The 11,923-nt window shown below is 55.9% G+C and carries 10 protein-coding genes; 9 read left to right on the forward strand and 1 reads right to left on the reverse strand.

What is annotated here, in order from left to right; all coding sequences use genetic code 11:
* The 5 genes from DQX05_RS31550 to DQX05_RS29615 all read left to right on the forward strand — a co-directional run.
* On the forward strand, positions 1 to 189 hold a 189-nt coding region (locus DQX05_RS31550; RefSeq protein WP_220483314.1), incomplete at its 5' end, for a hypothetical protein.
* Positions 190 to 407: 218 nt separating this feature from the next.
* Positions 408 to 1,691, forward strand: coding sequence for an isocitrate lyase (gene aceA, locus DQX05_RS29600; RefSeq protein ID WP_119796822.1), 1,284 nt, complete (start codon positions 408 to 410; stop codon positions 1,689 to 1,691).
* A 50-nt stretch (positions 1,692 to 1,741) separates the two neighbouring features.
* Entirely contained in the window at positions 1,742 to 3,340 is a 1,599-nt protein-coding gene (gene aceB / locus DQX05_RS29605; RefSeq protein ID WP_119796815.1) for a malate synthase A, read from the forward strand.
* A 24-nt stretch (positions 3,341 to 3,364) separates the two neighbouring features.
* Positions 3,365 to 3,544, forward strand: a complete 180-nt coding sequence (locus DQX05_RS29610) for a hypothetical protein (protein WP_119796816.1) — start codon at positions 3,365 to 3,367, stop codon at positions 3,542 to 3,544.
* A 162-nt stretch (positions 3,545 to 3,706) separates the two neighbouring features.
* On the forward strand, positions 3,707 to 5,032 hold the full coding sequence (locus DQX05_RS29615; protein WP_119796817.1) for a DRTGG domain-containing protein: 1,326 nt from the start codon (positions 3,707 to 3,709) through the stop codon (positions 5,030 to 5,032).
* Positions 5,033 to 5,191: 159 nt separating this feature from the next.
* Here the strand turns inward: DQX05_RS29615 and DQX05_RS29620 are convergent, their stop codons facing one another.
* Positions 5,192 to 7,018 carry an adenine deaminase gene (locus DQX05_RS29620; RefSeq protein ID WP_119796818.1) on the reverse strand — a complete coding sequence of 609 codons (1,827 nt, stop codon included), beginning with the start codon at positions 7,016 to 7,018 and terminating at the stop codon, positions 5,192 to 5,194.
* A 188-nt stretch (positions 7,019 to 7,206) separates the two neighbouring features.
* On the opposite strand from DQX05_RS29620, the gene DQX05_RS29625 reads away from it, so the two are divergent.
* The 4 genes from DQX05_RS29625 to DQX05_RS29640 all read left to right on the forward strand — a co-directional run bounded on the left by DQX05_RS29625 (position 7,207) and on the right by DQX05_RS29640 (position 11,714).
* Entirely contained in the window at positions 7,207 to 8,235 is a 1,029-nt protein-coding gene (locus tag DQX05_RS29625; protein WP_119796819.1) for a TIR domain-containing protein, read from the forward strand.
* Complete coding sequence (locus tag DQX05_RS29630; protein WP_119796820.1) at positions 8,232 to 8,462, forward strand: cupredoxin domain-containing protein; 231 nt, start codon at positions 8,232 to 8,234, stop codon at positions 8,460 to 8,462. Before DQX05_RS29625 ends, DQX05_RS29630 begins: the two co-directional genes overlap by 4 nt.
* 182 nt (positions 8,463 to 8,644) lie before the next feature.
* Positions 8,645 to 10,366 carry a sensor histidine kinase gene (locus DQX05_RS29635; RefSeq protein WP_310735707.1) on the forward strand — a complete coding sequence of 574 codons (1,722 nt, stop codon included), beginning with the start codon at positions 8,645 to 8,647 and terminating at the stop codon, positions 10,364 to 10,366.
* A complete protein-coding gene (locus tag DQX05_RS29640; protein ID WP_119796821.1) occupies positions 10,341 to 11,714 on the forward strand; it encodes a response regulator in 1,374 nt (457 codons plus the stop codon). Before DQX05_RS29635 ends, DQX05_RS29640 begins: the two co-directional genes overlap by 26 nt.
* Positions 11,715 to 11,923 lie beyond the last annotated feature (209 nt).

An 11,923-nucleotide genomic window follows, 5' to 3' on the forward strand; every position in this document is an offset into this window, starting at 1 on the left:
CCTCACGTACGGTTTGATGAGGAGGGGCAGAAATTTTCTGCCCTTTACTCTAGCGCTGTGAGGGTTCTATCTAAGGTATATTGCCCATTTTGTTATATAACAATAAAAATTTTAGAAAACAGTATTGAACAGTTATTGCCAGTGTTATATAATGACATCAACAAAACAGTTTTGTTATATAACAGTTAAGAGGGGGTGCACGGTATGGATTGTCCCGTATGCAGCGGCAATGGCGATTTGGACTGCTTTAAATGCATGAGCCCGATAGCTGAAACCCAGGAATATCATGATTGCCCATTATGCGAGGGCAGGGGGATTCTTCCTTGCAGCCGGTGCTCCGGCAACGGTTACCTTGAGCAGGAAGCATGAAATCGAACGAAATTCAAAGCGATGAAGGAGGATTCACGATGAGAGAGGCAGGGAGAACGGAACTCGGACAGATGAAGGAGCATTGGTCTGGAACCCGGTATCAAGGCATCCGGCGCCCGTATTCGCCGGAAGACGTACTGAGATTGCGGGGGTCTGTGAAAATCGAATATACATTGGCCCAGCGGGGTTCCGCAAAATTGTGGGATCTGCTTCATTCGGAAGATTATATCCATGCGCTGGGGGCCTTGACCGGCAACCAAGCCGTCCAGCAGGTCAAAGCGGGATTGAAGGCCATCTATCTCAGCGGATGGCAGGTGGCGGCGGACGCGAACCTGTCCGGACAGATGTATCCCGACCAGAGTCTCTATCCGGCGAACAGCGTTCCTCATGTCGTGAAGAGAATCAATCAGGCGCTGCAGCGCGCCGATCATATCCAGCATTCCGAGGGCAAGAATGACATCGATTTCTTCGCGCCCATCATCGCGGATGCCGAGGCCGGCTTCGGAGGGCCGTTGAATGTATTCGAGCTCGTGAAGTCCATGATCGAAGCGGGAGCAGCGGCAGTCCACCTGGAAGATCAGCTTGCCTCAGAGAAGAAATGCGGCCATATGGGCGGCAAGGTGCTGCTGCCGACGGGCCAAGCGATTCGCCATCTGATCGCGGCGAGGTTGGCGGCGGATGTGATGGGGGTGGATACGGTCCTGATTGCCCGGACGGATGCGAATGCGGCGCAGCTTCTCACCAGCGACATCGACGACAACGATCGGCCATTCCTGACCGGAACACGTACAGTGGAAGGCTTCCATTATGTAAGGGCGGGACTGGATCAAGCGATATCGCGGGGCCTGGCCTACGCCCCTTATGCCGACATGGTCTGGTGCGAGACCGCCGAGCCGAATCTGGAGGAGGCGGAACGATTCGCACGAGCTATCCATGCCCGGTATCCGGGCAAATTGCTCGCTTATAACTGCTCCCCATCCTTCAACTGGAAACGGAAGCTAAGCGAGAAGGAGATTGCCACCTTCCAGCAGAAGCTTGGCGCCATGGGCTATAAGTTCCAGTTCGTCACTTTGGCCGGCTTCCATGCATTGAACCACAGCATGTTCCGTCTGGCGAAAGGGTACAAGGAGCGGGGGATGGAAGCTTACTCCGAGCTGCAGCAAGCGGAATTCGCCAGCGAGGCGGAAGGCTATGAAGCGGTCCGCCACCAACGGGAAGTGGGAGCCAGTTACTTTGACGAAGTGACCCAGCTAATTGCCGGAGGCCTGGCCAGCACAACAGCGCTGGAAGGTTCGACAGAACAGGAGCAGTTCAGCCGTTAATGAACCATATTTTAGCACTTCTGCTATTTTAACAAAGGGGGGTTCTACCTATGAACCACGTGAGCCAGTCAGACCGTGAATTGAAAGGGGATTGCAGCTCCGATGCCCATCGCATCATCCTGACGCCTAAAGCGCTGGACTTCGTGACCGCGTTGGAAAGGCGGTTCGGGAAGCGGCGCAAGGAATTGCTTCACATGAGAGATGAGCGCCAGCAGAGACTGGATGCAGGGGAGTGGCCGGGCTTCTTGGCGGAGACGGCACAGGTCCGGAACGCGGATTGGACGGTTGCGTCCATCCCGGCCGATTTGCAGGATCGAAGAGTGGAAATTACAGGTCCCTCCGGGGATCGCAAAATGGTCATCAATGCGTTAAACTCGGGCGCCAAAGTGTTTATGGCGGATTTCGAGGACGCCAATTCCCCAACCTGGTCCAACACGCTGGAAGGCCAGGTCAATCTGCGGGATGCGGTGAACCGGACGATACGGTTCGTGAACGAGACGGGCAAAACCTATGAACTGAATGAGAAACCAGCCGTGCTCAAGGTGCGGCCGCGGGGCTGGCATATGGAAGAGAAGCATCTATTGATCGACGGACAGCCGATCTCGGCGTCGCTATTCGATTTCGGTCTTTACTTTTTTCATAATGCGAAGACGTTGATTCGGCAGGGAAGCGGCCCTTATTTTTATCTTCCGAAAATGGAAAGCCATCTGGAAGCAAGGCTGTGGAATGACGTGTTCGAATTCGCGCAGCAGGAGCTGGGCATTCCTCGCGGCACCATCAAGGCTACCGTCTTAATCGAGACGATTCTGGCCGCCTTCGAGATGGATGAGATTCTGTTCGAGCTGCGCGATCATGCAGCCGGCTTGAATTGCGGGCGCTGGGACTACATCTTCAGCTATATCAAAAAGCTCCGGAGCAACCCGGACGTCATTTTACCCGACAGGGCTATCGTGACGATGGAATCGCCTTTTATGACGGCCTATTCACTGCTGGCCATCCAGACCTGTCATCGGCGCCAAGCCTACTGCATCGGGGGCATGGCGGCCCAGATTCCGATCAAAAACAATCCGGCGGCCAACGAAGCGGCGCTGGAGAAGGTGCGGAAGGATAAGCTGCGGGAAGCGCTGAACGGTCATGACGGCACATGGGTGGCGCATCCCGGTCTCGTGCCGGTCGCCATGGAAGTGTTCAACTCCCATATGCCGGGACCGAATCAGCTTGGGAAGCTGCCGGAACGCGAGATCACCGCGGCGGATTTGCTGGAGGTGCCTCAAGGGCCGATTACAGAGGCTGGCGTGAGAATGAACATTTCGGTCGGCATTCAATATTTGGAGGCATGGCTTCGAGGAATGGGGGCGGTGCCGATCAACCATCTGATGGAGGATGCCGCGACCGCCGAGATTTCGAGAGCCCAGCTGTGGCAGTGGATTCGCCATCCGCGGGGCGTGCTAGACGATGGGCGCAAAGTTACGGTCGAGCTCTTCGATCGAATCTTCCAGGAAGAGCTGGAGACTCTCCGTCTTCGCATGGGCGAAGAGCAAGTCCCCGGCTCCCGCCTGACGCTGGCTGCCTCTTTGTTCCGCGATATGACGGTTGCGGATACGTTTGAGCCGTTTTTGACCCGGCCGGGTTATATGCACTTATCCTAATTACGCATAAGGAGGTTCACGCATATGGCGATGAACAAGGTCGAACACGATACAGACGAGACGATGGAGTACACGGCGTTTTATCCGCTGTCTCCCGTATTTTTGGACTTGTACTATCATTCGAGCAGCGAGGAAGTCCAGCAATCCTCCTTGCCGCTGTCGCATTATTTCATTACCAATTATTATTGCTACCGCAATGATTGAGTAATTGCCCCGCAAGCCGATTACCCCGCAAGCGGATTTCCAACAGAGCCTGTTCGAGGAGCGGATGGGCCTGTTGGAATTTTTCTTTTACCGCTTCCGTTTCAATATTTTCCCCATGCTATATAATAGAAGTATTCCGCTATATTACAGAGGGGATAGCTTATGAATTCTTACGAAATGACGACGAAGCACGGGCAGATTATCCAATACATTGAGGAGCTTGAGATCGGGACGCGCATTTCGGTGCGCAAAATCGCGCAGGCGTTGAACGTAAGCGAGGGGACGGCTTACCGCGCCATCAAGGAAGCGGAGGGCCGGGGAATTGTCAGCACGAGAGAGCGCACGGGCACCGTACGGATCGAGAAGAAAGAGCAGCAGCATATCGACAAATTGACCTTTGAAGAAATACGAAGTCTGGTGGACGGCGAGGTGCTGGGGGGCACAGCGGGCCTCGACAAGACGTTGAACAAGTTCGTGATCGGGGCCATGCAACTCGAGGCGATGATCCGCTACATTGAACCGGGAAATCTGCTGATTGTCGGGAACCGGAACAAGGCTCATCACAGCGCCTTGACTTTGGGGGCAGGGGTGCTTATTACGGGGGGCTTCGATACCCCGGCGGAGGTTCGCGAGCTGGCGGACGAACTGGCGCTTCCGGTCATCAGCTGCAAATACGACACCTTCACGGTGGCTGCGCTTCTGAACCGCGCTTTATCCGAACGGATGATCAAGAAGCAGATTATTTTGGTCGGCGATATTATTAGAAAAGACATTCCGCTCACCTCAATCCACCAAGCCAGCACGGTCGGTCATCTGAAAAAGCTGATCGAGGAATCCGATCATAACCGTTTTCCTGTGGTGGATGATGCGAACAAGCCGGTGGGCATGATTATCGCCAAGGACATTATCGGCGCTTCCGACAGTGAACGAATCGAGCATTTAATGAGCCCCAATCCGATTACGGTCATGCCTCACACCTCGATAGCGACGGCAGGCCATATGATGGTATGGGAAGGCATTGAGCTGATTCCGGTCATTGACGGGGAGAAGAAGCTGATTGGCGTAATTAGCCGCAAGGATATATTGAAAGCGATGCAATCGGTTCATTCCCAGCCTCAAAAGGGAGAGACACTGGAGGATCAGATCTGGTCGGCGTTCGAGGAGATTCGGGACGACGATGGCAGCCTTTATTTCCGCGGGCCCGTTCATACGTCGATGATCAACCAGATGGGGTACATCTCCGAGGGCATTCTGGGCAGCATGATCACGCTTGCCGTCACCCGTACGATTAAGCAGCATAAGAAGAAGGATCTGCTGATCGACCATACATCCGTTTATTATTTGGCGCCGATCGAAATCGAGAACATCGTGGAAATGATTCCAACGGTGATTGAACTGAGCCGCAGGTTCTGCAAGATCGAAGTGGAAATGTTCGTCCAAGGGCAGCGAGTGATCAAGGCGATGGTGACGGCTCGAATTTTGGATTAGCGCGCTGTGCGAAAAAAGCATGCCCGGGGAACGCGGCTTCGAGACATGGATTCGCGAGAGCGACGGCCATACCGTCGGGGGAACAGCCGGAGCATCGCCCTGAGAAGCAGGCAGCCATCCCCCGGGACGGCTGCCTGTTGTCGCGTACATAAGTATTTGTTATTCTTCGACGAACAACGGAACTTCTACGAAGCCTTGCTCGGTCGTCTTGATCAGGCCGATATCGGACAGACGCAGCTCCGGCACGACGATCAGCGCCAGCAGGGACAGGGTCATGAACGCGTAGTTCATCGTGCAGCCCGCATCATACAGCGCCTTGCTGATGGCGCGCGATTGCTCGGCGACTTCCTCGAACGGCGCATTGGACATCAGGCCGGCCACCGGCAGCGGCAGCTTGACGACGGCATCCTCTGTCACGACGGCGATGCCCCCGTGCATATCGGCCACGGTGTTGGCCGCCTTGGCCATCAGCGTGTCCGAGTTGCCGATTATCATCAGGTTGTGGCAATCATGGGCGACGGTCGTCGCGATGGCGGCCGGAACCTGGAAGCCGACGTCCGACACGAGGCCGAGCGCCTGGTTGCCGGTTCCTTTATGGCGCTCGATGACGGCGATTTTGCACAGGCCGTCCTCTACGCGCAGCGCCACGCGGCCATCCTCGATGCGGACGGAAACCATTTGCTCCTTCGTATCGACATGATTCTCCCGCACTTGAATCACTCTTGCCTTCCGCTCGCCGGATGCGGCCGGGGCGGCAATGACGAAGTCGTCTGCACGGACTTCCCGCGTCAGATGCACCGAACGGATCGCTTCCTCCGGATAGCTGAACTCCGGCAGATCCACGACCATGGGCCCATTCTCGGCCACGACTTGACCGGCAGCAATCGTCATGGCGACGTTGACGTCGGCCAAGTTGCCGTCGAGGATAATGATGTCGGCGAATGAGGCCGGCGTGATCGTCCCGACATCGCGCGCGACGCCGAAGCGCTCCGCCGTGTTGATGGTCGCCATCTGGAAGGCGGTAACCGGACGGACGCCCTGGGCGATGGCGTGGCGAACGACGAAGTCCATATGCCCTTCATCCACCAGTGATTCCGGACTGCGGTCGTCGGTGACGAGAATCATGCGGCGCGTATCGATGCCGTGGTCGGTATGCGCCTTGATCGATTCGGCGACGTCATGCCATGCCGAGCCGCGTCTCATCTTCGCGTACATGCCGCGCCGCACCCGCTCGATGACATCCTCGGCGTTGACGCTCTCGTGGCAGCCGCTAATGCCGCTCGCGGCATACGCGGAGATTCTCCAGTCGTCGACCGGCCACGTATAGTGCCCGTCCGCAACTCTCCCCGCCCGCAAGGTCGCCTGGATCTCGCCGATCATTTTCTCATCGCTGAACACGACGCCCGGGAAGTTCATCACCTCGCCCAAGGCGATCATATCGGGCCCCCAGGTGAAGGCCTCCGCGACTTCGGCCGGGCCGATCGAAGCGCCGCTGGTCTCCAGCTCCGGTCCTGTCGACGGCACGCAGGAAGCGACCTGCATATAGGCCGCGAGCGGCGTCGTTCTCGCTTCATCCAGCATCAGGCGCAGGCCGGGCAGGCCGAGAACATTGGTAATCTCGTGGGCATCGAAGAAGCCGCCGGTCGTTCCTGTGACGAGCACGGCCCGCGCGAATTGCGACGGCGTGATCTGGCTGCTCTCGATATGGCAGTGGCCGTCGAGCAGTCCGGGCGCGACATAGCGGCCGCCTGCATCAATAACCTTCGTGTCTTCGCCGATCATATGACTTGCATCTTTGCCGACAAAGGCAATGCGCGAGCCCTGAACGCCGATGGACATCTCGTCCTGTATCTCCCCGGAGCATACATTGACGAGCTTCGCGTGCTGAATGACGAGGGTTGCCTTTTTGTCCCCTCTCGCCGTCGCGACCAGGTCGGGCACGCAATCGGCAAGATGAGGCCGGGCAAAGCGGTTGCTAGTGTTCATTGCGCCGTCTCCTTTGGTGAGCTAAAAATTATGGCAACAGCATAAGTATAGATCAAGGAAAAATCTTCTACACGTTGACCGATTGAAGCGAATCCTATGAAAAAAGCGAATTCATAGCTTTGGTCTCACACAGAATTGGAAAATCATAGTATAATTAGGGCTATCAAGTTCATAAAGGAGCTGCGCTTGTGTCCATTTCTGCGAAACCGAATTTGTTTATCGGCTCATCAAGGGAAGCGATTGACATCGCGACTGCTGTGCACTCGCAACTCAATTATTACTGTCAAGTCTCCCCTTGGTATGCCGGGGCCTTTGGCGGAAATGAATATACGATGGAGACATTGGAGAGAGAACTTGAACAGCATGATTTTGGTATTTTCGTTTTCGCGCCGGATGATGTGGCATTGCATCGCGGGAAATATGTGTTCGTTCCACGGGACAATACGTTGTTCGAGATGGGGCTTTTCTGGGGAAAGCTGGGGCGGGGCAGAGTGTTCGCCATCATTCCCGGCGAAGTCCGGGAACGCAGCGATCTGATTGAGGGGAAGACGATCCATGAATTCCACGTGCTCTCCGATTTGCAGGGGCTTACGCTGTTGAGCTATGAGCTGCGGACGGATAACAAGCATGAGGCGGCCGTGTCTGTGGCCTGCCAGCAGTTGATCCGCAAAATCAAGGAGGAGGGCTTCTTTCAAAACCCTCGCAGCTTGTTAGCGAACAAAGAAACCGAGCTGCTCCAGAAGCAAAGCTTGCTTCACTTTTTTTGGGAATACACTCGCAATCTGACGACCGCCAGCGCGCAGGAGAGGTATGAAGCGCTATATGAGGCGGTCCGCAACTCCATCATGCCTCCGCAAGGGTTCCGCGTCACGGGGGCGGCATTATGGCGCAAGCAAGGCCATGATGGGATCGGGCAGGTGGCGGGTAATGTAGGGAGAGGACAATTTTTCTCGTTCAGCGCGGCGGAGCGCCAGCAGGACAAGGATCATCAAATTTACGTGATAGATGTCTTCCTTCACGGAAAATGGTCTTTTTTCAAGCGCGAGGAGCTTGCGCTGGTATATGTGCTATGCTATCCTCTTGGTAGAGAGCACGTGCTGTCCGTTTATTTTGCCGGGCAGAAGCTGCTTGATGAACCCGAATTAGCCACGATTGTACAGCTGAACAATGATTTGCTGCGAACCATTGACCACTTAATTGGAGGTGATTCCGCATGACGGGCGATCATCCTATTCACTTGCATAAGGGAAGTGCCGGAATCAACAAGCTTAACCGCCAGGCAAGAGGTCCGTTTGGCCGTTCCAGGAAGAAAGGCATTCGTGGAAGCGGTCAGCATAACTCGGCAGATATTGTCTACATTGGCCCTTCCGTCGAAGGCTCGGACGAAGAATATGTGAAGGTGCTCAGCGGCGAAGTCGATCGAGGAAAGCCTTCGTTCGCATAGTCCGCCTAAATCGATAACGAATTCAATCCGTTCAGCGGGCGCAAGATGACTTCTTCCAGCGAGGAGTCATCTTTTTTAGATCCTTGCCGGGGTTGGAGACGGTTGCTGGATTGCCAGCGGAGGACCGTATCATTATGATCAAAATTTGTAAACGTATTCAATTTCGTTGGGAGGGATGAGCCATGCCGGATAAGAGATGGGCCGCTGCCCTCGTCTTGCTGTTCCTGTCCTTTCTGTATCTGCTCTTGCAGTTCATGTCATCCACCTATCGCAACCAGGCGTTGATTCGCCAACTGAGCGAGACGGAGACCGGCGCGTCCAGCAAGCCCCACGTCATGCTTATCTCGCAGGAGCTGGACAATCCGTACTGGCGGATGATCGAGCAAGGGGCGAGAGATGCGGCGAACCGGCTGGGTATTGCCTTGGAATATGCCGGGCCGCTCCGCATCAATCCGGAGGAACAGACGATGCTGCTGGAAAAAGCTATCGCCGTCAGCGCCGTCACCTATTTTATTTATTTCAGCAGCCGGACGATCCAGGAGAGCTACAATATGATGATGGAGCGCATTTTGTTGTACAAGCAGATTGCCCACCAGACGGAGCAGCATCTTCGCACGCTCAGCCGTTACTTGATCGACCAGAAGGACACGACATACGGCGAGCTGGCACTCCAGCAGGAAGAACTGCTCGCTTTGAAGGGCAACCTGGCCAAGCAGGCGGAGACGGACAGCAATGAAATTTCCGTCCGGAATTATGACCATATGCTGGATTCTTTCCTGGAGAAAGTGGAGGAGGTGCTGGGAGCGACCGATGTGCGCGGCTTGCGGTCGTTTGCCGTCTTGTATGAGGATACGGAAAAAATCGCGGGGTTCATTCGGGATCAAGGCCAGTCGCTTGTTGATCTGGAGCTGAGCAGCTATCAGCCATATTACCGGCAAATCCTGCAAAACACACAGCAGATGAACAAGATCGGCCTCGCCTTGTTCGTGGTCAGCTTGCTGCTCAGCATGGTCTTCGTCATCTGGCTGTCGCGGAGCATCAGCCGCCCGATACATATGCTGGTCCGAACCGCTAAGCAGATCGCGAAGGGCAATCTGCAGATTGCGCCTCCCGTGTTCCGGCAAGATGATGAATTCCGGATTTTGTCCGAGGCGTTCCGGCATATGCTGGCCAATATCCGCAAGCTGATTGCCAAGGATATGGAGCATCTGGAGCGGGAGCGTCTTGTGAAGGAGCTGGAGCTGCGGGCGCTGCAGAGCCAGATCAACCCGCACTTCCTGTTCAATACGCTCAATGCGCTATCGAAGCTGGCGCTGATCGAGGGAGCCGACAGGACAAGTGATTTGACCGTATCCGTCTCGAATCTGCTTCGCTACAATTTGCGCAAGCTGGATACCCCGGTGACGCTGCGGGAGGAAGTGGGCAACACTGCGGAATATTTCTCGATTCAGCAGGCGCGCTTCCGCGAGCGCATCCGCTGCGAGATGAGCATCGAGGAGCGGGCGCTGGGACAGTACATTCCGTGCCTGTCGCTGCAGCCCATCGTCGAAAATGCGTTCATCCATGGCGTCGAGGGAATGGAAGAAGGGGCGGCCGTGCGCTTGTCCGTTACCCGCTCGGATACGGAAGTGACCGTGACCATCGCGGATAACGGGGCCGGGATGGATGAGGCGACCCGCGCCTCGCTGTTGGGCGAGGGGGAAGCGGACGCCCGCTCCCGCGGCGAAGCGCACCGTTCGACCGGGCTCGGCCTGCAGAACGTATTCAAGCGGCTGCAGCTCTTCTATGGCCGGCAGGATATCGTGGAACTGGAGAGCGAGATCGGGAGGGGGACCACGGTAAGGCTCAGGCTGCCCATTTATGAGGAGGTGGAAGCGGATGTATCGTCTGTTAATTGCGGATGACGAAGCATTGGAACGGGAAGGTCTGGAGTTGATTATTACCCGCGCCATGCCGGACAGCTTCGATATTATTCATGCGCCCAACGGGCGCCGGGCGATCGAGCTCGCGGAAGAGCATCGTCCGGACATCGTGATGATGGATGTGAAGATGCCAGGCATTCAGGGACTGGAAGCGCTGCAGGACATCCAGGCGCTCCACAGCCGGGTGAAGATGGTGCTGGTGACGGCTTATGATCATTTTGCTTATGCGAAGCAAGCCATTGCCCTGGGAGTGAGAGAATACATTGTGAAGCCCGCGAAGAAGGAACAGATCATCGGCATCTTGCAGCGGCTGGTCCAGGAGCTGGAGCAGGAGCGAAGCAAGCGTGATACCGAGCTGGCCTTGCGGGATACCGTCTCGCGGTTGATGCCGCTGGTTGAGAACGAGCTGGCGATGATGCTGATGAATGACCAGGTCCGGGACTGGAATGTGCAGCAGTTGATCGAACTGGCGCAGTTCCCGCTGCAGATGGGTTATGCCCTTGTCATTGTCGCATCCGCTCCCGGGACGGATGAGGCTTGCGAGGATGGGAGCTGGCGCTTGCGGCTGGAGAAAGTATACAATACCGTTAGGCATGAGCTGGCCGATCGCCTGTCCTGTATCGTCAGTCCGATGATAGACGAACAGATGACAGTCTTCGTTCGCTTGAAGGACGGCACGCAATATGCGAAGGAGGATGTGCTCGCGCTGGGAGAGGAGCTTGTTCCCATGCTGCGGCAAGCAGCAGAGGGCACGGTCCATATCGGAATCGGGCGCTTGAAGTTCGGCATCGACAAGCTGCGCGAATCGTATGTGGAGGCGGCTTGCGCGGCAGCCTATGCCCGGGGTGCCGCTTCTGCTGCGGCCGTTCATTTCGAACAGGTTCCGGTCCGAGCCGGAAGCTATTCCCGCCCGGAACGGCTTGAAGCGACCCGGAGCGGAGCCCATACCGAAGAGGCGCTTCATGCAGCCATCCATCTAGTGCAGGCGAGCCGTGATCGGGAAGCGCATGCGGTGATCGAACAGGCGCGAGCGATAATTCACGAGCGGTTCCATCTGCCGCTCGCGATGGAGGAAGTGGCTGGGATGGTTCATCTGAGTCCGTATTATTTCAGCAAATTGTTCAAGCAGCAGGCCGGAGCGACGTTCACCGACTACATTACGCAGCTCCGCATTTCCCAGGCATGCCAGTATATTGAAGAAAACAAGCTGTCATTGAAGGAAATCTGTTACCGGGTCGGGTACCGGGACCCGAATTATTTCAGCCGCGTGTTCAAAAAGGTGACAGGGGCAGCCCCGTCTGAATACCGCAGCCGTCATTGGGGCGACTAGCGGCGAGTTCCTGCATGGGCCGGCGAAGCATAAGTCACAAAGATTCGTACGAAGAGGCCGGCCCATCGTCCCCCACCCGCCGCGACAGCAAGCGCTTATTCTGTTATGGTCTGGACGGAATTGCCTCGTGTAAGCGAAATAAAGCAAATAAGTGCTAGAGTGTGTCTTCAAACTATAAGCTCACATTAAAACATGGTAAACTTAACCTA

This window comes from Paenibacillus thiaminolyticus (genome assembly GCF_003591545.1).
Lineage (GTDB): Bacteria > Bacillota > Bacilli > Paenibacillales > Paenibacillaceae > Paenibacillus_B > Paenibacillus_B thiaminolyticus_A.